18 protein-coding genes are annotated in these 19,350 nt (G+C 71.4%); 12 read left to right on the plus strand and 6 right to left on the minus strand.

What is annotated here, in order from left to right; translation table 11 throughout:
* Window positions 1–10 precede the first annotated feature (10 nt).
* Window positions 11–940 (plus strand): MBL fold metallo-hydrolase, encoded by a 930-nt coding sequence (locus tag ACZ4XX_RS36650; protein WP_468512151.1) that lies wholly within the window; start codon window positions 11–13, stop codon window positions 938–940.
* On the opposite strand, the gene ACZ4XX_RS36655 is transcribed toward ACZ4XX_RS36650, so the two are convergent.
* Window positions 930–2,285, minus strand: a complete 1,356-nt coding sequence (locus ACZ4XX_RS36655) for an MDR family MFS transporter (RefSeq protein ID WP_468512152.1) — start codon at window positions 2,283–2,285, stop codon at window positions 930–932. The genes ACZ4XX_RS36650 and ACZ4XX_RS36655 overlap by 11 nt on opposite strands.
* 126 nt (window positions 2,286–2,411) lie before the next feature.
* On the opposite strand from ACZ4XX_RS36655, the gene ACZ4XX_RS36660 reads away from it, so the two are divergent.
* The 3 genes from ACZ4XX_RS36660 (at window position 2,412) to ACZ4XX_RS36670 (ending at window position 5,383) form a co-directional block, all read left to right on the plus strand.
* Window positions 2,412–3,170 (plus strand): phosphoglyceromutase, encoded by a 759-nt coding sequence (locus tag ACZ4XX_RS36660; RefSeq protein ID WP_329281287.1) that lies wholly within the window; start codon window positions 2,412–2,414, stop codon window positions 3,168–3,170.
* A gap of 232 nt (window positions 3,171–3,402) precedes the next feature.
* Complete coding sequence (locus ACZ4XX_RS36665) at window positions 3,403–4,800, plus strand: S41 family peptidase (RefSeq protein ID WP_468512153.1); 1,398 nt, start codon at window positions 3,403–3,405, stop codon at window positions 4,798–4,800.
* Window positions 4,801–4,909: 109 nt separating this feature from the next.
* Window positions 4,910–5,383: a GNAT family N-acetyltransferase gene (locus ACZ4XX_RS36670; protein ID WP_468512154.1), complete on the plus strand. Its 474-nt coding sequence runs from the start codon at window positions 4,910–4,912 to the stop codon at window positions 5,381–5,383.
* Between the two features lie 92 nt (window positions 5,384–5,475).
* On the opposite strand, the gene ACZ4XX_RS36675 is transcribed toward ACZ4XX_RS36670, so the two are convergent.
* The gene (locus ACZ4XX_RS36675; RefSeq protein WP_318208516.1) at window positions 5,476–5,634 is read right to left on the minus strand and encodes a hypothetical protein; all 159 of its coding nucleotides are present in this window, start codon (window positions 5,632–5,634) and stop codon (window positions 5,476–5,478) included.
* Between the two features lie 90 nt (window positions 5,635–5,724).
* The gene (phoU, locus tag ACZ4XX_RS36680; RefSeq protein WP_030323218.1) at window positions 5,725–6,405 is read right to left on the minus strand and encodes a phosphate signaling complex protein PhoU; all 681 of its coding nucleotides are present in this window, start codon (window positions 6,403–6,405) and stop codon (window positions 5,725–5,727) included.
* Window positions 6,406–6,670: 265 nt separating this feature from the next.
* Between phoU and phoR the strand changes: the two genes are divergently transcribed.
* Together phoR and phoP are read left to right on the plus strand one after the other, a co-directional pair.
* Window positions 6,671–7,900: a two-component system sensor histidine kinase PhoR gene (gene phoR, locus ACZ4XX_RS36685; RefSeq protein ID WP_468512155.1), complete on the plus strand. Its 1,230-nt coding sequence runs from the start codon at window positions 6,671–6,673 to the stop codon at window positions 7,898–7,900.
* A gap of 5 nt (window positions 7,901–7,905) precedes the next feature.
* Window positions 7,906–8,577, plus strand: coding sequence for a two-component system response regulator PhoP (gene phoP, locus ACZ4XX_RS36690; RefSeq protein ID WP_466728736.1), 672 nt, complete (start codon window positions 7,906–7,908; stop codon window positions 8,575–8,577).
* Between the two features lie 172 nt (window positions 8,578–8,749).
* Here phoP and ACZ4XX_RS36695 read toward each other — a convergent pair whose 3' ends face one another.
* Window positions 8,750–9,388 (minus strand): DUF461 domain-containing protein, encoded by a 639-nt coding sequence (locus ACZ4XX_RS36695; protein ID WP_468512156.1) that lies wholly within the window; start codon window positions 9,386–9,388, stop codon window positions 8,750–8,752.
* Window positions 9,389–10,091: 703 nt separating this feature from the next.
* Here ACZ4XX_RS36695 and ACZ4XX_RS36700 point away from each other — a divergent pair.
* The 5 genes from ACZ4XX_RS36700 (at window position 10,092) to rlmB (ending at window position 14,768) form a co-directional block, all read left to right on the plus strand.
* Complete coding sequence (locus ACZ4XX_RS36700; protein ID WP_003953493.1) at window positions 10,092–10,574, plus strand: CarD family transcriptional regulator; 483 nt, start codon at window positions 10,092–10,094, stop codon at window positions 10,572–10,574.
* Between the two features lie 351 nt (window positions 10,575–10,925).
* A complete protein-coding gene (gene ispD / locus ACZ4XX_RS36705; RefSeq protein ID WP_468512157.1) occupies window positions 10,926–11,675 on the plus strand; it encodes a 2-C-methyl-D-erythritol 4-phosphate cytidylyltransferase in 750 nt (249 codons plus the stop codon).
* Window positions 11,665–12,186, plus strand: a complete 522-nt coding sequence (ispF, locus tag ACZ4XX_RS36710) for a 2-C-methyl-D-erythritol 2,4-cyclodiphosphate synthase (RefSeq protein ID WP_468512158.1) — start codon at window positions 11,665–11,667, stop codon at window positions 12,184–12,186. Before ispD ends, ispF begins: the two co-directional genes overlap by 11 nt.
* Window positions 12,187–12,310: 124 nt before the next feature.
* Entirely contained in the window at window positions 12,311–13,708 is a 1,398-nt protein-coding gene (cysS, locus tag ACZ4XX_RS36715; protein ID WP_468512159.1) for a cysteine--tRNA ligase, read from the plus strand.
* Window positions 13,709–13,808: 100 nt separating this feature from the next.
* A complete protein-coding gene (gene rlmB / locus ACZ4XX_RS36720; protein WP_468512160.1) occupies window positions 13,809–14,768 on the plus strand; it encodes a 23S rRNA (guanosine(2251)-2'-O)-methyltransferase RlmB in 960 nt (319 codons plus the stop codon).
* Window positions 14,769–14,995: 227 nt separating this feature from the next.
* Here the strand turns inward: rlmB and ACZ4XX_RS36725 are convergent, their stop codons facing one another.
* Entirely contained in the window at window positions 14,996–15,628 is a 633-nt protein-coding gene (locus ACZ4XX_RS36725; RefSeq protein WP_468512161.1) for an NUDIX hydrolase, read from the minus strand.
* A gap of 37 nt (window positions 15,629–15,665) precedes the next feature.
* Complete coding sequence (locus tag ACZ4XX_RS36730; protein WP_468512162.1) at window positions 15,666–17,105, minus strand: hypothetical protein; 1,440 nt, start codon at window positions 17,103–17,105, stop codon at window positions 15,666–15,668.
* A 433-nt stretch (window positions 17,106–17,538) separates the two neighbouring features.
* Between ACZ4XX_RS36730 and ACZ4XX_RS36735 the strand changes: the two genes are divergently transcribed.
* Window positions 17,539–19,155 (plus strand): DoxX family membrane protein, encoded by a 1,617-nt coding sequence (locus tag ACZ4XX_RS36735; protein ID WP_468512163.1) that lies wholly within the window; start codon window positions 17,539–17,541, stop codon window positions 19,153–19,155.
* The last annotated feature ends 195 nt before the right edge of the window (window positions 19,156–19,350 follow it).

Below are 19,350 nucleotides of genomic sequence, written 5' to 3' on the forward strand. Positions count from 1 at the left end.
CGTCGACGGCATGACAGAGGAGAGCGCACAGCGCACGGTGGTGGGGGACGTCGAGATCGTCCGGGTCGTCGAGTGGCAGGGGCCGTTCGCGGCCGCCGGGGAGCTCGTCCCCTCGGCCGGCGAGGAGACCTGGAAGGACAACGAGGACTGGCTGGCGCCGGACCACTGGGACCCGGAGAGCGACCGGGCGGTCATGGCGTTGCAGACCTGGGTGCTGCGCAGCGGGGGACGGACGATCCTGGTCGACACCGGGGTGGGCAACGGGCGGGAGCGGCCCGGCTCGCCCCAGTTCCACCAGTGGCAGGGGGACTTCCTCGGCCACCTGGAGCGGGCCGGGGTCCGACCCGAGGACGTGGACGTCGTCGTCAACACCCATCTCCACGCCGACCACGTCGGCTGGAACACCCGAGCCGCCGACGGCAGCGACGGCGGCGGGGAGTGGGTGCCGACCTTCCCGCACGCCGAGTACCTCGTACCGGCGGCGGACGACGCCCACTTCGGGCCCGGCAACGCCTACGGCGGCGGCCGGACCCAGAGCGACCGGTTCGTGTACGAGGACAGCGTCGCGCCCCTCCACCGCGCGGGGCGGATCGTCCTCTGGGACGGCGACCACCGCATCGACGAACACCTCACCCTGGAGTCCGCACCCGGCCACACGCCCGGGTCGGCCGTGCTGAGGCTCGCGTCGGCGGGGGAGCGGGCGGTCTTCGTCGGGGACCTGCTGCACAGCCCCGTACAGATCCTCGACCCCGCGCACAGCAGCTGCTTCTGCCTGGACGCGCGAGCGGCGTCGGCGAGCCGCCGCCGCATCCTCGAACGGGCCGCGGACGAGAGGGAGCTGGTCGTGCCCGCGCACTTCGGCGGGTCGGGCATCGCCGAAGTGCGCAGGGAGGGGAACGGGTTCGGGCTGGCCGGGAGGGGGCTCCGGGTCAGGCGGTGACGGGAGACTTCCCGGCGGAGTCGACGTCGCCGAGGCCCTCGCCGGGCTCGACGACGCCGGGGCCTGCCTCGACGCCGGTGTCGAGGACCGCCTCGACGGCACTGTCGCTCTCGGCACCCCTGTCGATGTCCTCGTCGAGGGCCTTGCGAAGCCGCACGGCGTAGCCGACGGCGGCGAGGACACCGATGGCGAAGGTCGCCGCCCAGAGGACGTTCGGGCCGGGGCCGCCGACGATGGCACCCGCGCCGATCGGGGCGACGAAACCGGCGACGGCCCAGGACATGCCCATGACGCCCTGGTAGCGGCCGCGGGCGTGCTCGGGGGCGAGGCGGGCGGTGGCGGCGGCGTTCGTCGGGACGTGGATCATCTCGCCGACGGTCCAGACGACGACGGTCGCGGCGAAGGCCACCACGGAGGAGCCCGTGAGGGCGGTGGCGCCGGTGCCGAGGGCGAAGAGCAGGGAGGAGAGGCTGAGCAGGAGGACGGGGGAACGCTTGTCGGTCAGCTTGTTGACGAGCAGCTGGAAGCCGACGATCACGATGCCGTTGACGGCGATGACGACACCGTAGGAGGAGGGCGAGAGGCCCTTGTCCGCCATGGTGAGGGGCAGGCCGATCCAGGGGGCGGTGAAGACGAGGCAGACGAAGAGGTTGAGGAGGACGAGGGTGCGGAAGGGCGCGTCGCGCAGCACGGTGAGCATGCTGACCTTGGCCTCGACGACCGGCTTGCCGGCCTTGTCGGTCCGGGCCTCGGGGCGGGTCTCGGGAAGGCGGAGGAAGACGATGAGGGCGCACAGGGTGGTGGCGACGGCGTCGACGACGAACAGCGTCCGGTAACCGAGGAAGATAGCGGCGCCGCCGCCGATGGAGGCGATGGCGAAGCCGAGGTTCAGTGCCCAGTAGTTGAGGGCGTAGGCCCGGCGCACGTCGTGGGCGGGGACCATGTCGGCGATGGTGGCGTTGATGGACGGGCGGACGGCCTGCATGGCGACGCCCATGAGGAGGACGACCGTCGCGATCGCCCAGGCGCTGGTGACGACGGCGAGGGCGGCGGCGGAAGCGGCGGCCGCGAGGTGCATCGTGACCATGGTGGGGCGCCGGCCCCAGCGGTCGGTGAGTGCGCCGCCGAGCGGGGAGCCGGCGACGCCGCCGAGGCCGTGGAGGGCGACGACGAGTCCGGCGAACCAGGCCGAGTGCCCGAGCTCCACCGTCAGATAGAGGGAGAGGAACGTCAGGACGAAAGCCCCGGTCCGGTTGACCAGGGTCGACAGCCACAGCCACCAGAAACCCTGCGGGAGGCCGGAGACGGTCGCGCTGGCTGATCGTCTGAGCGAGTCGATGGACATGTGTGGCCGGCCCCCTGCTATCTGTAAGTCCCTCTTACGGCTCTCGTAACTTACGCATCTCATGTGCCGGACGCCAGCGGATTGACGACGCGCGTCAATCGTCAGAGGTCCATTAGGCTCGTACGCATGGCCGACGCACCGTACAAGTTGATCCTCCTCCGCCATGGCGAGAGCGAGTGGAACGAGAAGAATCTGTTCACCGGTTGGGTGGACGTGAACCTCACCGCGAAGGGTGAGAAGGAGGCGACGCGCGGCGGCGAGCTGCTCAAGGACGCCGGCCTGCTCCCCGACGTACTGCACACCTCCCTCCAGAAGCGCGCCATCCGCACCGCCCAGCTCGCGCTGGAGTCCGCGGACCGCCACTGGATCCCGGTGAACCGTTCGTGGCGCCTCAACGAGCGCCACTACGGCGCCCTCCAGGGCAAGGACAAGGCCCAGACGCTCGCCGAGTTCGGCGAGGAGCAGTTCATGCTGTGGCGCCGCTCGTACGACACCCCGCCGCCGCCGCTCTCGGACGACAGCGAGTTCTCGCAGGCGCACGACGCGCGCTACGCGACGATCCCGCCGGAGCTGCGCCCGGACACCGAGTGCCTGAAGGACGTCGTGGAGCGCATGCTCCCGTACTGGTACGACGCGATCGTCCCGGACCTCCTGTCCGGCCGCACGGTCCTGGTCGCGGCCCACGGCAACAGCCTCCGTGCGCTGGTGAAGCACCTCGACGGCGTCTCGGACGAGGCCATCGCCGGCCTCAACATCCCGACGGGCATCCCGCTGGCCTACGAGCTGGACGAGAACTTCAAGCCCCTCAACCCGGGCGGCACCTACCTCGACCCGGAGGCCGCTGCGGCGGCGATCGAGGCGGTCAAGAACCAGGGCAAGAAGTAACCCCGGTGCGCTGACGCACGAACAGGGCCCCCTCTCCGCGGTTTCCGCAGGGAGGGGGCCTCTTCGTGTCGTGGGCCGTTGCCTGTCCCAGGGGGAGGGCCTCCGGGGGTTTACCCCCCGGACGGGGCACCGGCTCGCCGGATGTTCCCCGGGTCGGCGCCCCGGTCATGATCGTTTTCTGTGCGGGGTCACACCGGCCCGTGCACGAAGTGGTCGAGAACGGGGAAGCCACATGCGACACAAGAGGCTCGGAGGAGCCATCGCCCTGACGACCGTCATGGCATCGACCCTGGCCGGGACGGCCCTGCCCGCCGCCGCGGCCGGACACCCGACCGGCGCCGGGAGCCCGGTCGACGGCGTCTGGCGCGTGGAGGGCTACGGCACGGTCCTGTCGATCGCCGACGGGCAGCTGCGCGAGTACCAGACCACGGCGATCAGCTGTGCACCCGGCGAGACGGCCGTACGGACGGCCCCCGGCACCTATCGCACCGGCGACGGCACCCTGCTCACCGTCCGCCCCCGGGGAACCCTGCACGTGGCCGGCTCGACCGGCGACCGCCGACTGCGGCGCCTCACAGCACTGCCGAAGACCTGTGACCACGTGCCGCCCGCCGACCAGGTGACGGCACTGACGACCTTCGACGTCTTCTGGCAGACCTTCGAGGAGAACTACCCCTTCTTCGCGGCCCGCGGCATCGACTGGCACGCCGTCCGAGACACCTACCGTCCCCAGGTCCGCGAGGGCATCTCCAGGGAGGAACTCCTCGCCCTCCTCGACGACATGGTGGCTCCGCTGTACGACGCGCACGTCTCCGTGTCCGACGGGGACCGCCGTCCCGACCCCCACGTCCGCCCCGGCACCACGATCAGGCCCCACGAGCTGGACCTCAGGGCCAAGGCGCACATCATCCGGCGGGACCTCGGCGGAAAGGAACCGCAGGAGTTCGGGAACGGCCGCATCTCCTACGCCGACCTGCCCGACGGCCAGGGCTACCTGCGGATCTCCGGCTTCGGGGGCTACGACCCCGCGGACCGCACGTACGCCCGCCAGCTCGCCGAGCTGGACCGGGCGCTGGACGCCGTCCTCACCCGTGAGCGCACGGCCTCCCTCCGGGGGCTGATCATCGACCTCCGGCTCAACGGCGGTGGCGAGGACGCCCTGGGCGTGCACCTCGCCGGACGCCTGACCGACACCCCGTACCTCGCCTACCGCAAGCGCACCAGGTACACCCCGCCGCAGTCCGTCCGGGTGGAGCCGGCCCACGACGCCCCCCGCTACACCGGCCCCGTCGCGGTGCTCACGGCCGACACGACGTTCAGCGCGGGGGAATCCTTCGTCCAGGCCCTCATCGACCGGCCCGGCCGGACCGTCCGCGTCGGTGGACCGACCCAGGGCGTCTTCTCGGACATGCTCGAACGCTCGCTGCCGAACGGCATGGACTTCTCGCTCCCGAACGAGGAGTTCCTGACCCGCACGGGGAGGACCTTCGACATCACCGGCATCCCTCCGCACCTGCCGACACCGGTCTTCACCGAGGAGGAGTTCGAGCAGAACCGCGACTCGGCCTTCGACGCGGCCGTCGCGGCGCTGAAGCGCTGTGGCCCGGCACTCGCCGCCGAGGCCATGTGAGGCACGCCGGGCCGAGGGCCGGCACTCGCCGCCGTCTGCGGTGCCCTCGCCCTCACCGCCACCCGGAAAATCACCGGCGCCCGTCCCTCCCCGCCGTTACCGTCGCGCCATGAGCACCCGTTCCTCCCTCCGCCTGGAGAAGGTCACCCCCGCCACCATCGACGCCGCCCTCGACCTGCGCGTCCACCCCCATCAGGAGCGGAACGTCGCCCCCGTCGCGCGCTCCCTCGCCGAGGCCTACGCCTTCGGGGAGGCCGCCTGGCCGCGGCTGATCTTCGACGGGGACGAACTGGTCGGCTTCCTGATGGCCTTCCTCGACCTTCAGTGGGACGAGAAGAAGGACCCCGACGACCGGCGCAGCGGCCTCTGGCGGCTCAACATCGCCGCCGACGGGCAGGGCAAGGGGTACGGCCGCTTCGCCGTCGAAGCCGTCCGCGACGAGCTGCGCCGACGCGGCGCATCGCAGCTGTACGTCACCTGGGCCCCCGGTGACGCCGGGCCGGGCGCCTTCTACGACCGTCTCGGTTTCCGTGCGACGGGGGAGACCAGCGGCGACCAGATCGTCGGCGTGCTCGACCTGTAGCGCGCGACGGAGGGACGTACGGAGGGACGTACGGAGAGAGGGAGGGTGTGGGGTGCGGTTTCTGCATCCCCACCCTCCCCCCGCCGCACCGATCAGCCCGAGCAGCCGCCGCACTGGCACGGGCCGCCCGACTGGCAGCCGCAGCCGCAGCCCGAGCCGCACCCGCAGGCGCCCAGGAGGGGCAGGTGCACCGCCTCGCGCGGTGCCTCCGCCCCGGAGTCGGTCACGGTCGTGTTGGGGGATTCGGCCATGGGGGTCCCTCCCTTTCGAGGCGCACATCGCCTCCCCCCATTGCATGCCCACCCGGACCGGCGCATCAACGGCGCATCGGCGCCCGCGCGCTACGCGCCCTCGACCGGTGCGTCCGCCGCCTGGAGCTCGTCCGCGTGCTCACCCGTCACCAGGTACACCACGCGCTTCGCCACCGACACCGCGTGGTCGGCGAACCGCTCGTAGTAGCGGCCGAGCAGCGTCACGTCGACCGCCGTCTCGATGCCGTGCTTCCAGCGGTCGTCGATCAGGTGCTGGAACAGCGTCCGGTGCAGCAGGTCCATCTCGTCGTCGTCCTGCTCCAGCTGGAGCGCCAGGTCGACGTCCTTCGTGATGATGACCTCCGCCGCCTTCGCCATCAGGCGCTGCGCCAGCTGCCCCATCTCCAGGATGGTCGCGTGCAGGTCCCGCGGCACCGCCGACTCCGGGAACCGCAGCCGTGCCAGCTTCGCCACGTGCTGCGCCAGGTCGCCCGAGCGCTCCAGGTCGGCGCTCATCCGCAGCGAGGTGACCACTATCCGCAGATCCGTCGCCACCGGCTGCTGCCGCGCGAGCAGGGCGATGGCCCGTGCCTCCAGCTCGTGCTGGAGGTCGTCGACCTTCTGGTCCGCCGCGATCACGCTCTCCGCGAGCTTGAGATCGGCGTCGAGCATCGCCGTCGTGGCACGCCCGACCGCCGACCCGACGAGCCGGGCCATCTCGACCAGGCTCTCGCCGATCGAGTCCAGTTCCTCGTGGTACGCGTCCCGCATGGATGTCCCTCTCTACGCAAAGCTCCGGGGTCCGGGTGGGGCTTCGGACCCCCACGCTCCCACGTTCGGCCCTCTACGCGTCCGGTTCCACCCCCTCACATGAACCGCCACTTTCCCCAAGGTGAACTCTGGGCGACACACGCCACCGCACCCTGCGGGGCAAATGAACCAGTCCCGTCTCCACGGTGAACTCTGAGCGACGAGTGTTCGAGGAGCCACTCGGACGGCTGGGAGAGAGTCCTCGCACCCGCATAACCTGGGAGGCATGGACGTGAACGCGGCGGTCGCCGCATTGGCCGCGATCGCCGGCGTGTGCACCGGCGTGATCGCCATGCTGGCGTTCCGCTGGAGCGAACGCGACCAGGCGAGACCCACCCGTACCTCCCTGCACACCGACGCCGTGCTCCCGCCCGGCGTCGACACCGTGCTGTCCGTACTGCGCTCCTCCGCGGTCGTGCTCGACGAGAGCGACTCCGTGGTGAAGGCCAGCTCGGCGGCGTACGCACTCGGCCTGGTCCGCGGCGGGAAACTGGCAGTCGAGCCCATGCTCAACATGGCCCGTGACACCCGCCGCGACGGAGAGATACGGCAGGTCGAGCTGGACCTGGCCCGCCGCGGCAGCGGACGCGGCGAGGCCCTCGCCGTCTCCGCCCGGGTCGCCCCGCTGGGCTCGCGCCTCGTGCTGCTGCTGGTCGAGGACCTCACCGAGGCCCGTCGGATCGAAGCGGTACGGCGCGACTTCGTCGCCAACGTGAGCCATGAGCTCAAGACCCCCACGGGTGCGCTCTCCCTGCTCTCCGAGGCGGTCATGGACGCTTCGGACGACCCCGAGGCGGTCACCCGCTTCGCCGGCCGCATGCAGATCGAGGCGACCCGCCTCACGAACCTCGTACAGGAGCTCATCGATCTCTCCCGCGTGCAGAACGACGACCCGCTGGAAGACTCCGAGCCCGTGTCCGTGGACGAACTCGTCGCCGAGGCGATCGACCGCTCCCGGCAGCCCGCCTCCACCAAGCAGATCACCATGGTGTCGGGGGGTGCGGCCGACCTGTTCGTCTGGGGCAGCCGCGGCCAGCTCGCCGCCGCCCTGGGCAACCTCGTGGAGAACGCCGTCAACTACTCACCGGCCCGTACGAGGGTGGGCATCGCCGCCCGCCACATCGCGGCGCCGGGCGGGGACCTGATCGAGATAGCCGTGACCGACCAGGGCATCGGCATCTCCGAGAGGGACCGCGAGCGCATCTTCGAGCGCTTCTACCGCGTCGACCCGGCGCGCTCCCGTGCCACCGGCGGTACGGGACTCGGCCTGGCCATCGTCAAGCACGTGGCCGCCTCCCACGGCGGAGAGGTCACCGTCTGGAGCACCGAGGGTCAGGGCTCCACCTTCACCTTGCGGCTGCCCGAGGCGGGCGCCGTACGGGACCGCCGACCCGCCTCGTCCCCCACCCCTGATCTCATGACCGAACCGCTTCCTGCCCCGGAGGTCCTTCCGTGACCCGAGTGCTTGTCGTCGAGGATGAGGAATCCTTCAGCGACGCCCTGTCCTACATGCTTCGCAAGGAGGGCTTCGAAGTCGCAGTAGCGGCGACCGGGCCCGACGGTCTCGACGAGTTCGAGCGCAACGGGGCCGACCTCGTCCTCCTCGACCTGATGCTTCCGGGGCTCCCCGGTACCGAGGTGTGCCGTCAGCTGCGCGGCCGCTCGAACGTCCCCGTCATCATGGTGACGGCCAAGGACAGCGAGATCGACAAGGTCGTCGGGCTGGAGATAGGAGCCGACGACTACGTGACGAAGCCCTTCTCCTCGCGGGAGCTGGTCGCCCGCATCCGTGCGGTCCTGCGCCGCCGCGGTGAGCCGGAGGAGGTCACCCCCGCGGCCCTGGAGGCTGGCCCGGTCCGGATGGACGTCGACCGCCACGTGGTGACGGTCGCGGGCGGCAAGGTCGACCTGCCCCTGAAGGAGTTCGACCTCCTGGAGATGCTGCTGCGCAACGCGGGCCGTGTGCTGACCCGTATGCAGCTCATCGACCGGGTCTGGGGCGCGGACTACGTCGGCGACACCAAGACCCTCGACGTCCACGTCAAGCGCCTCCGCGCCAAGATCGAGCCGGACCCGGGCGCCCCGCGCTACCTGGTGACGGTCCGGGGTCTGGGCTACAAGTTCGAGCCGTAGACCGGCACGCCTTGAGCCGGCCGGTCGTAGCCCGGCCGGCCGGGCGGTCGTGGCCCCGGCCAGCCGGCAAGCAGGCCGTAGCCCGGCAAGCTCCGGCCCCAGCCGGCCACCCGTGGACATGTGAAGGGCGCCCTCCCCGCCGGGGAGGGCGCCCTTCACATGTGCGTACGGGTCAGTGACCGGCCGCGTGGCTCGCCTCGCCCGACGGCTCGCCGGTGGCCTCGCCGCCGTGCTCGCCCTCGGCCGCGCCCGAGGGCGTCGCCGTGGCGGTCGGCTGGGTGCCCGGGGGCGCCGGGAGGATGGTCGGGCCGTAGTCCTTGAAGTAGCTGGTCGCCGGGACCACGAAGGCGTCCAGGCCGACGTCGCCCGTGCGGCTGAGCTTGAAGACGACCTTCTGCGCGTCACCGTCGCGGGTGGCCTCGCTGCCGTTCTCGATGACGGCGGAGGCGTTGCCCTCGCCGCCGATCACGACGGAGCCGTTGGCCGGGACGACGATCGGGCCGGTGCCCGAGGCCGCCTTCAGCGCCACGGCGGCGCTGCTGCCGGGCAGGGTGATGGAATCGATCGTCTGGGGCAGCCCGCCGTTGTTGAAGACGGTGGCCGAGACGACGGCCGGGCCCTTGGCCACGTCCAGGGGCTGGGTGATCACCAGGGCGTTCTGGATCTTGACGTCGTCCACGGTGACGGCGGCGTTGTCCGGCTTGACGCCGAGCGTCTGTGCGTCGTTGCCCGCCCCACAGGCGGACAGCGCGGCGATGGAGAACACGATGGCGGTGGCGGCGAGGGCGCCGCGTCGAAGGCTGCGGCTCACGGCGGCGGCATCTCCTAGGACGTTCGGACAGGCTACGGACAGGCCTCGGACGAGGCCTCGGGCAAAGCCTGGGACTGCTTCGGAATCGAAGACCGTCCTAGACCGACCAAGACCGACTAAGACCAACTAAGGGTGTGTCAGCGCGCTCAGGTTACCGAGCCGCACTCTCCGTCCCGCACCCGACCCGCCCCTTACCGGCCATGGGGTCTCCGCGGGTGTTGCCGGGGCGGTCCCGCGAGCGGCCCGCGGCTCTCGTCGTGCACATGCCGTCGTGGCCGGATCGCGACCCATTGACCTGTTGTTCACATAACTGCCTTGATCAATTCGATCGCCGCCCCGCATTCCCCGGAGGCCCACCTCGGAAAATCCCGGACCGGCGTCCGCTGATCAATTACGGAATCACCCCGCGATGCATCCGTACGGGTGGACGATCCTCGAACGGAGTACGTTGGGAAGGCCACGCCGAACCCGACAAAACGGGGCATCACCCCTCCCTGGAGGGGCTTCGGGTAGGTGTAACGTGCGCGTTTCTCTCCGTCCGCACAGCCGCTCCGACCTGCGAATACCGCCTTCCGGAAGCCCTCCGCAGCACGTTCGTGTTGCTGTTGTCAAGCCCCGAGATATGCCCTGACCTGCGAAAACGCCATTCAGAAGAAGCTGTATCCGTGTTACCCTGGATAGCCACGGAAGGGGTACCTGTCACATGACGTTCAAGGTTGGCGACACCGTGGTCTATCCCCATCACGGGGCCGCGCTGATCGAGGCCATCGAAACTCGCCAGATCAAAGGCGTGGACAAGACCTACTTGGTGCTCAAGGTCGCGCAGGGCGACCTGACGGTTCGTGTGCCGGCGGACAATGCGGAGTTCGTCGGTGTTCGCGACGTAGTCGGTCAGGACGGGCTGGACCGGGTCTTCGAGGTGCTGCGTGCACCGTATGCCGAAGAGCCGACGAACTGGTCCCGTCGCTACAAGGCAAATCTCGAGAAGCTCGCCTCCGGCGATGTCATCAAGGTCGCCGAAGTAGTCCGCGACCTGTGGCGGCGTGAGCGCGAGCGCGGTCTCTCCGCCGGTGAGAAGCGCATGCTCGCCAAGGCTCGGCAGATCCTGGTCAGCGAGCTGGCCCTCGCGGAGAACACGAACGAGGACAAGGCCGAGGCTCTCCTCGACGAGGTCCTCGCGTCCTGAAGCGTGCTCTGAAGACATCCGAGCGCGCCACCAAGTGAAGCGATGCCGCGGTGCCCGTCGGCGTGCTGTGATCCACACAGTGCTGCCGCCGGGCACTGCGGCATTTCACGAGTGCGGCATTCGCCACTGCGACGTCGCACGACCGCGACAGCACGCATGTTCCTGTACGCACTTTCGCGTACGCGTGTTCATGTACGTATGCTCTCGTTCCCCCTGTTACGTCCGAACCCCTGTGCACGGGCGTCACGCCTCGACCGTCGTCACGGAAAGGGCCCGGTCAAGGCGGAGCGTCCGGCACGGTGAGGCCATACCCATGTCGGCCGCGGAAACAAACCTGCCGGAGTGCAACCGATGTCAGACGAAGCGCGTCCTTCTCGTACCGCCGTGGTGATCCCGGCGGCCGGACGGGGCGTACGCCTCGGCCCGGGCGCCCCCAAGGCGCTGCGCGCGCTGAACGGCACCCCCATGCTCATCCACGCCGTCCGCGCGATGGCCGCCTCCCGCGCGGTCTCGCTCGTCGTCGTGGTCGCACCCCCCGACGGCGCCGCCGAGGTCAAGAACCTCCTCGACGCCCACGCCCTCCCCGAACGGACCGACTACCTCGTCGTTCCCGGCGGTGACACCCGCCAGGAGTCCGTCCACCTCGGGCTCCAGGCGCTCCCCGAGGGCATCGGCACCGTCCTCGTCCACGACGCGGCCCGCCCGCTCGTCCCCGTCGACACCGTGGACGCGGTCATCGAGGCCGTACGGGACGGGGCCGTCGCCGTCGTCCCCGCGCTGCCCGTCGCCGACACCGTCAAGGAGGTCGAGCCGGCCGAGAAGCCGGGCGACCCCGAGCAGGTCGTCGCCACCCCCGTCCGGGCCCGGCTCCGCGCCGTCCAGACCCCCCAGGGCTTCGACCGCGACACCCTGGTCGACGCCCACGCCACCATCGCCCTCACCGGGGAGGGCGCCACCGACGACGCCGGTATGGTCGAGCGGCTCGGCGCGCCCGTCGTCGTCGTGCCCGGCCACGAGGAGGCCTTCAAGGTGACCCGCCCCCTCGACCTCGTCCTCGCCGAGGCCGTACTCGCCCGCAGGAGGGCCAACGATGGCTTCTGAGCTCACCCCGAACGCCCCCGTGCTGCCGCGCACCGGCATCGGCACCGACGTCCACGCCTTCGAGAAGGGCCGCGAACTCTGGTGCGCGGGCCTCCTCTGGGACGCCGACGAGAACGACGGGTACGGCCTCGCCGGGCACTCCGACGGTGACGTCGCCGCCCACGCCGCCTGCGACGCGCTCTTCTCCGCCGCCTGCATCGGCGACCTCGGCGCCCACTTCGGCACCTCCCGCCCCGAGTACTCCGGCGCCTCCGGCGTCACCCTGCTCGCGGAGGCCGCCCGGATCGTCCGCGCCGAGGGATACGAGGTCGGCAACATCGCCGTCCAGGTCATCGGCGTCCGCCCCAAGGTCGGCAAGCGGCGCGACGAGGCGCAGAAGGCGCTGAGCGAGGCGGCCGGCGCGCCGGTCTCCGTCGCCGGCACCACGACGGACGGTCTCGGTCTCACCGGCAGGGCCGAGGGCCTCGCGGCCCTTGCGACGGCCCTCGTGTACCCGGTGGCGCGCGCGTAACCGCGTTCCGGAGCGTCCGTCGTCACGTTCACCGGTACCGGCATCCACCGGTACCGGTGAAAAACGTCATCGGAGACGGCGAACAGGTATCGGGGCACTACCACACGCCCACTACCCTGGAGTGGTGACTATTCGCCTGTACGACACCAGCGCCCGGCAGATCCGTGACTTCACCCCGCTCACGCCGGGCCAGGTCTCGATCTACCTCTGTGGTGCCACCGTCCAGGCGGCCCCGCACATCGGCCACATCCGTTCGGGGCTGAACTTCGACATCATGCGCCGCTGGTTCGCGTACCGCGGCTACGACGTCACGTTCATCCGCAACGTCACCGACATCGACGACAAGATCATCAAGAAGGGCGGCGAGCAGGGCCGCCCCTGGTGGTCCATCGGCTACGAGAACGAGCGCGCGTTCAACGCGGGCTACGACGCGCTCGGTTGCCTGCCGCCGACCTACGAGCCCCGTGCCACCGGGCACGTCCCCGAGATGATCGAGATGATGCGCGGCCTCATCGACCGCGGTCACGCGTACGAGGCCGACGGCAGCGTCTACTTCGACGTGCGGTCCTTCCCGGGCTACCTGCAGCTGTCCAACCAGGACATCGACGACCTCCGTCAGCCCGACGAGGGCGTCTCCGGCAAGCGCGACGCGCGCGACTTCGCCATGTGGAAGGCCACCAAGCCGGGCGAGCCCGACTGGGAGACCCCCTGGGGCCGCGGCCGTCCCGGCTGGCACCTGGAGTGCTCGGCGATGGCCCACAAGTACCTGGGCTCCGCGTTCGACATCCACGGCGGCGGACTCGACCTGATCTTCCCGCACCACGAGAACGAGATCGCCCAGGCCAAGGCCTTCGGCGACGACTTCGCCTCGTACTGGGTGCACAACGCCTGGGTCACCATGGCCGGCGAGAAGATGTCGAAGTCGCTCGGCAACAGCGTGCTGGTGTCCGAGATGGTGAGGAACTGGCGCCCCATCGTCCTCCGCTACTACCTGGGCACCCCGCACTACCGCTCGATGATCGAGTACAGCGAGGAGTCCCTGCGCGAGGCCGAGTCGGCGTTCGCCCGGATCGAGGGATTCGTCCAGCGCGCCACCGAGAAGGCCGGCAAGGACGTCGCCCCCGCCGCCGAGGTGCCGCCGGCCTTCGCCGAGGCCATGGACGACGACCTGGGCGTGCCGCACGCGCTCGCGATCATCCACACCACCGTCCGGCAGGGCAACAGTGCCCTCGCCGCGGACGACAAGGACGAGGCCATCGCCCGCCTCGCCGAGGTTCGTGCCATGCTCGGCGTCCTCGGCCTGGACCCGCTCGACCCGCACTGGGCCGACGAGAGCGGTGGCGGCGACGAGCTCCACGGCGCCGTCGACACCCTCGTACGGCTCGTGCTCCAGCAGCGCGAGTCGGCGCGCGAGCGCAAGGACTGGGCGACCGCGGACGCGATCCGCGACCAGCTCAACCAGTCCGGCCTCGCCATCGAGGACAGCCCCGACGGCCCCCGCTGGACGCTGGGCAACCGTTAGAAGACGTGCCGCTCGGGCCTCCGGGCGGCACACTTCAGTTACAGACCTTGTACGAGGGCCGAGTACGCCTCCGTACGCAACACCGAGGATGAGAGTAGTCATGGCCGGGAACAGCCAGCGCAGGAACCGTCGCACGTCCAACAAGAAGGGTGCGACGATCGGCAGCGGTGGCCAGCGGCGCAAGGGCCTCGAAGGCAAGGGCCCGACCCCCAAGGCCGAGGCCCGCAAGGGCCACAAGGCCTTCCGCGTCAACAACGCCATGGCCCGGAACGCGGCCAAGCGCAAGCCCATCGCCCGCCGCGGCGGCAAGGGCCAGTCCGAGATGGTCGTCGGCCGCAACCCGGTCTTCGAGGCCCTGCGCGACGGCGTGCCCGCCTCGACGCTGTACGTGCAGCAGTTCATCGACAACGACGAGCGCGTGCGCGAGGCCCTGAACCTCGCCACCGGCCGCGGCAACATCAACATCATGGAGGCGCCGCGCCCCGAGCTCGACCGGATGACGAACGGCCTGAACCACCAGGGTCTCGTCCTCCAGGTCCCGCCGTACGAGTACGCGCACCCCGAGGACCTCGTCACGGCCGCGTTCGACGACCACGACGACCCGCTGATCGTCGCCCTCGACGGCGTCACCGACCCGCGCAACCTCGGCGCCGTCGTCCGCTCCGTCTCCGCCTTCGGCGGCCACGGCGTCGTCGTCCCCGAGCGCCGCGCCGCCGGCATGACCGCCGGTGCGTGGAAGACCTCGGCCGGCACCGCCGCCCGTACCCCGGTCGCCCGCGCCACCAACCTGACGCGCTGCCTGGAGCAGTACCAGAAGGCCGGCGTCACGGTCGTCGGCCTCGCCGCCGACGGTGACCGCGAGGTCCACGAGCTGGAGGAGCTGGGCGGTCCGGTCGTCATCGTCGTCGGCTCCGAGGGCAAGGGCCTGTCCCGCCTCGTCGGCGAGACCTGCGACTTCCTGGTCCGCATCCCGATGCCGGGCGGCGCCGAGTCGCTGAACGCCGGTGTCGCGGCCGGTGTCGTGCTCTACGAGGCGGCCCGCCGCCGGATGTCCCGCTGACACCGGCCCCGTAGCTCACCGGCCCCGTAGCTCACCGGCCCGTAGCTCACGGGCCCGTGGCTCGGCAGCTCACCGGCTCCGTAGCTCACGAGTTCCGCAGTTCACCGGCCCGGAAGACCACCGGGCCGGTGAGGACTCACCGGCAGGACACCTCGCCGTACCCGCGACCGCGCCTGTGTGCGCGGCCGCGCCTACGCCTTCGCCCGCGCCCGCGCCCTACGCCCGCCTCAGGCCGTCAGGCCCGCCAGGCGGGCGCGGGTCATCGCGGCGATGGTGAAACCGTCCGTGATGCGGCCGTCGGCGATCATCCCCTCCGCCTCCGCGAAGGGGATCGTCAGCGCACTCCGGATGGCCTCCGCCTCCGCCAGCCGGCCGATCGCGTCGATCCGGGCCGCGAAGAGCAGGACGCGGTCGCCCGTCATCCCGCTGTCCGGATGCAGCTCGCCCAGCGGGATCAGCTCCTCCACCCGCGCCCCGATCTCCTCGTCCAGCTCCTTCGCCGCGTTCGCCGCGCTCGACAGGCCCCGGGTGCCGAAGCCCCGCGGCAGCTCCCACTGCCAGGACCGGGTGGCGTGCCGGTAGTGCTCGATGAGCACGATCCGGTCGCCGAGCAGCGGCAGCACGACACAGCCGGGCTCGGCCGTCATGCTCAGGGAGCGGATGTACGTGCCCTCCCGGCCGTCCGGGAAGCGCACTGGATCCCGGACGAGCAGGACGTACGGATCCTGGTAGAGCACCCCTCCGGCGGCCGCGACCGCGTCCGGGTCGGTGAGGATCTCGATGCCGCCCGGCTCGTTGCGGAACAGCTCCGGCCGTTCGGCGCGCAGCTGCTCGTAGCGGCGCGCGGGCTCCATGCTCATGCGCGGACCCTGCCTTTCCCGGCCCCTGGCCGGCTCGTCACTGGTCGGGCTGGCACTGCTGGTCGGCCTGGCGGGGTACGCCGGGCAGTCGTCCCGTCTCGACGATCGGCCCTCCGTATGCCCCCCGGATCGCCTCCCAGTCACGCTTCAGATTGCCCAGCCGCAGCGTCGGCAATGTCAGCGAGTGCCCGAGACCTCCGCGCCGGCCCTTCGAGCCGCGGTCGCGGAACTCGAGCCGGATCGTCAGCGCCCCCGCGGCCGCGGTCAGCAGCTGGATCGACCCCGCGAGCAGCGACACCTCCTCGCCGCTCGTCACCTGGAGGGCGACCCCGCCCGCCTCTATGACGAGGACCGAGACGATGTCCCGGGCGAACCCGTTGCCGCTGCCGCTCGTCGCGCGCGCGGTCCGCAGCATCCGCGCGTGCCGCCGCGCCACCTCGGAGGTGCCCGCCGAGAACTCCTCGGGAGAGGGGATCCGCCCGTCCTGGAAGCCGCCGCGGACGAAGGCGTCGAGCGAGTCCACGTACGCCCGCCACTCCTCCTCCCGCCGCAGCCGGTTGATGTCGGCCAGCGAGAGACCGGCGTACGAGTTCGGCCCGTCCACCGCCCGGTGCAGCGAGTCCGCGAACAGATCGCGCAGCAGCCGGCCGATCGCCTCCGGGTCGTCGTCGCGGGGCCGCAGGTCGCTGCGCAGCTCCTGGAGCGTCGAGCGGGGCGGGGAGTCCGGCGGGGTGACCGGGATCAGCCCGCCGGCCCGGGGCACGCCCAGGCTGTAGAGCAGGTCGATCAGCTGCTTGGTGGGCACGATGTGATCGCCGTCGCGCAGCAGGTTCTCGTACGGGTCGGTGCCGGGCCGGGTGATGAACCGCTGGTAGAGCGCGTTCCGGGTGATGTCCCGGTCGTTGTCCTGCTCGCCGGCCCAGAAGTAGATGTCCTTGAGGACGCCCTCGCGCATCGACCGGGCCAGCTCCTCCGGGATGCCGAGGTCCTGGGCGAGCTGCGGAGCCCGCAGCCGGCGGAGGGCGGAGACGTTGGTGGAGAAGAAGTTTCCGACCTGGCCGGCCTTCTCGCCGTTGGCCTCGTCGTCCCAGTCGAAGCGGACGAGCGCGGGTTCGGCCTCCTCCGTCACGAGCCGGCGCCAGGCGTGTCCGACCGCCCGGTCGTGGGCCCAGGTGAAGTCCGCGGCGGGTTCCCGCTCCGTGTACAGGTACGGCACCAGCACCCGGTCGTTCAGGAGCCGGACGAACGCGTCCCGCTCCACCGGGTCGGCGGACGGCAGGTAGTTCGCGTACAGCGCCTCGTTGTTGAGGAGGAACGCGCGGTTGACCACCAGGGTGCCGCTGTTCACGAGTGAGCGGCGCAGCTCTGCGGAGGCGGCCTCGACCGCCTCCACGGGCGGTCTGGCCGGCGCGGAGGCGTGCTGGCGGGCGCCCGCGAGTCCGGCGGGCAGCCACTGGTTGTCGAGGGCCTGTGCCATCACCGGATAGTCGTGGAGATCGCCGAAGACCAGCTGGTGGGACTCCCGTTCGGGACCGGCGGGAGGCGTGGACCCACGTTCGGGACCGGGGGGAGCCGGGGCGGCTCGTACGGGACCGGCAGGAGGGGTGGCGTCTCGTAAGGGACGGCTCGGAGCTCCGGTCGCGGGGTTCGCGGAGGGTGCGGAATCCCCGGGAGAGCGGGGCTCGGGCACCCTGTCGCGCGCGGTGTCCGGGCTCTGCGCGGTCCCCGGCTGCGGGACGGGATCGTTCATGGCGGCGCTCCCTGTGCTCGTCCGGGTCAACTCATCAGATTCTATGGAAGATTGACGATCAATAACCGAACGTCGGTTCCTCCGGCACCGTTGATCTTGACGGGTCTCGGACATTTGCGAGCCGTCAAGGCAGTGTCCTAAACCCAGATCACTCGGTTAGATGAGTGTGGACACCAGAACGCCCCGGCCGGGGTTCGACGATCAGCCCGCGTTGAGCATGGTCAAGGTGGATTCCGATCCCGCCCAGGTGATCGTGAACCACGCCAGCTTCCGGGTGCGGCTCGCGCCGGCCCCGCAGCCGAAGATCGGCGCAGGCGCCCGCACCGCAGCCCTGTCCGGGGCCGGGGCGGGAGCGGGCGGAGCGCGCCGTCGTCCCGTCGTATGGACCGGAAAGTCCTCGCCGGGCGCGACCGGCCTCCTCCAGGCCGTACGGGAGTCCTCCGTCTCCACGCTCGACCCGGCGGTCGGGCACGGCGGTCGCGGCGGGCACGGCGGGCACAGGGGGTTGGACGGCTCCACCCAGGCCATCCCGCGCATCGACGACACCATGCCCACCCCGATGGTGACCGCCGACTCCGGCCCCCTGCTGCCGCCGATGCGCCGCGCCGAGGGAGCGTACGACGACCTGTACGAACTCCGCCCCGAGACCGACGGACCCGGCTCGGCGGCGCACGAGGACGACACGGCGGAAGCCCGGCCCGCGCAGCGCCACGGGCAGGACGCCGTCCGGCACGCCTACTACCCCGGCCGCCGGATGAACCTCGGCGTCGTGCTCCTCCCGCTCCGCGTCTTCCTCGGCTTCATCTCCATCTACGCGGGCATGGGCAAGCTCTGCGACCCCGTCTACTTCGACGGCGGCGAGCGCGGCTCCATGGTCAAGTGGCTCAACTCCCTGCACCCCTGGCCGCTCGCCGAGCCCCTGCGCGACTTCGCCCTCCAGCACCCGGTCGGCGCCGGACTCACCGTCGCCTTCCTCCAGGTCGTCGTCGGCGTCCTCACCGTCCTCGGCCTCTGGCAGCGCGTCGCCGCCGTCGTCGGCGCCCTGCTCTCCGCCGCGCTGCTCCTCACGGTCAGCTGGAAGACCGTCCCGGTCTACGACTCCGCCGACATCATCTTCCTGGCCGCCTGGTCCCCGCTGATCATCGCCGGCGCCCCCGTCTACTCGATCGACGGCCGCCTCGCCGGAGAGGCCTGGCGCACCCTCGGCCCGCGCGCCGACCTGTGGGACCTGCGCCGCCGCGTCATGCGCCGCAGCAGCCTCGTCGCCGCGGTCGTCGTCGGCCTCACCCTCCTCATCGGCTCCGTCCTCGGCGGCGCCGTCCGCTCCACCGAGATGGTCACGGTCCCGGGCCCCAACGACGACCCGATCAACCACCTCCCGGGTCGGCCGCTCCCCACCGAGCCGAAGCACCGCGCCCCCTCCAAGGCCGCGTCCACCGTGCCCGCGCCCGCCGCGACCAGCGAGGCCCCGGCGGAGCGCGAGGAGACGCAGGAGGCGACCCGGCCCACCGAGACCACCCGCGAGGCCACCCGGACCCAGGAGCAGCGCCCGACGGCCACGCAGGGTACGGGCACCGGTGGCGGCAGCAGCAGCCGTACGCCCACGCAGTCGAACCCGGAGCCCCCGCCGTCCACCAGCGACACCCCGAGCAGCACGGGCGGCAGCACGTCGAGCGGCGGCTCCGGCGGCTCGGGCGGCGGCTCGACGGGCACGCCGTCGGAGAGCAGCTCCACGTCGGGCGGGGCGAAGAACCCGATCGGCGGACTGCTGGGCTGAGCACCCCCGGGCGTCCGTCCGCACGGACACCCGGCCGGGACCACGGCCAGGGACACGGAAGGGGGGGGGGGGGGGGGGGGGGGGGGGGGGCCCCCCTTTGTTGGGTGGGTGGGGGGGGGGGGGGGGGGGGGGGGGGTGGTTTGGATGGTTTTCTTCTCCCGGTCAATCCACTCCCCTCAGCACACCCCCCCTACG

This window comes from Streptomyces sp. NPDC029956, assembly GCF_055574655.1.

What these genes read in the sequence shown, in the direction of transcription:
- ACZ4XX_RS36660 (WP_329281287.1), top strand. Translation starts at nt 2,412, where the DNA reads ATGGCCGACGCACCGTACAAGTTGATCCTCCTCCGCCATGGCGAGAGC.
- ispF (WP_468512158.1), top strand. Translation starts at nt 11,665, where the DNA reads ATGGCTTCTGAGCTCACCCCGAACGCCCCCGTGCTGCCGCGCACCGGC.
- ACZ4XX_RS36670 (WP_468512154.1), top strand. Translation starts at nt 4,910, where the DNA reads ATGAGCACCCGTTCCTCCCTCCGCCTGGAGAAGGTCACCCCCGCCACC.
- ACZ4XX_RS36735 (WP_468512163.1), top strand. Translation starts at nt 17,539, where the DNA reads ATGAGTGTGGACACCAGAACGCCCCGGCCGGGGTTCGACGATCAGCCC.
- phoU (WP_030323218.1), bottom strand. Translation starts at nt 6,405, where the DNA reads ATGCGGGACGCGTACCACGAGGAACTGGACTCGATCGGCGAGAGCCTG.
- rlmB (WP_468512160.1), top strand. Translation starts at nt 13,809, where the DNA reads ATGGCCGGGAACAGCCAGCGCAGGAACCGTCGCACGTCCAACAAGAAG.
- ACZ4XX_RS36655 (WP_468512152.1), bottom strand. Translation starts at nt 2,285, where the DNA reads ATGTCCATCGACTCGCTCAGACGATCAGCCAGCGCGACCGTCTCCGGC.
- ACZ4XX_RS36665 (WP_468512153.1), top strand. Translation starts at nt 3,403, where the DNA reads ATGCGACACAAGAGGCTCGGAGGAGCCATCGCCCTGACGACCGTCATG.
- ACZ4XX_RS36730 (WP_468512162.1), bottom strand. Translation starts at nt 17,105, where the DNA reads ATGGCACAGGCCCTCGACAACCAGTGGCTGCCCGCCGGACTCGCGGGC.
- ACZ4XX_RS36675 (WP_318208516.1), bottom strand. Translation starts at nt 5,634, where the DNA reads ATGGCCGAATCCCCCAACACGACCGTGACCGACTCCGGGGCGGAGGCA.
- ACZ4XX_RS36700 (WP_003953493.1), top strand. Translation starts at nt 10,092, where the DNA reads ATGACGTTCAAGGTTGGCGACACCGTGGTCTATCCCCATCACGGGGCC.
- ispD (WP_468512157.1), top strand. Translation starts at nt 10,926, where the DNA reads ATGTCAGACGAAGCGCGTCCTTCTCGTACCGCCGTGGTGATCCCGGCG.
- ACZ4XX_RS36725 (WP_468512161.1), bottom strand. Translation starts at nt 15,628, where the DNA reads ATGAGCATGGAGCCCGCGCGCCGCTACGAGCAGCTGCGCGCCGAACGG.
- ACZ4XX_RS36650 (WP_468512151.1), top strand. Translation starts at nt 11, where the DNA reads ATGACAGAGGAGAGCGCACAGCGCACGGTGGTGGGGGACGTCGAGATC.
- phoR (WP_468512155.1), top strand. Translation starts at nt 6,671, where the DNA reads ATGGACGTGAACGCGGCGGTCGCCGCATTGGCCGCGATCGCCGGCGTG.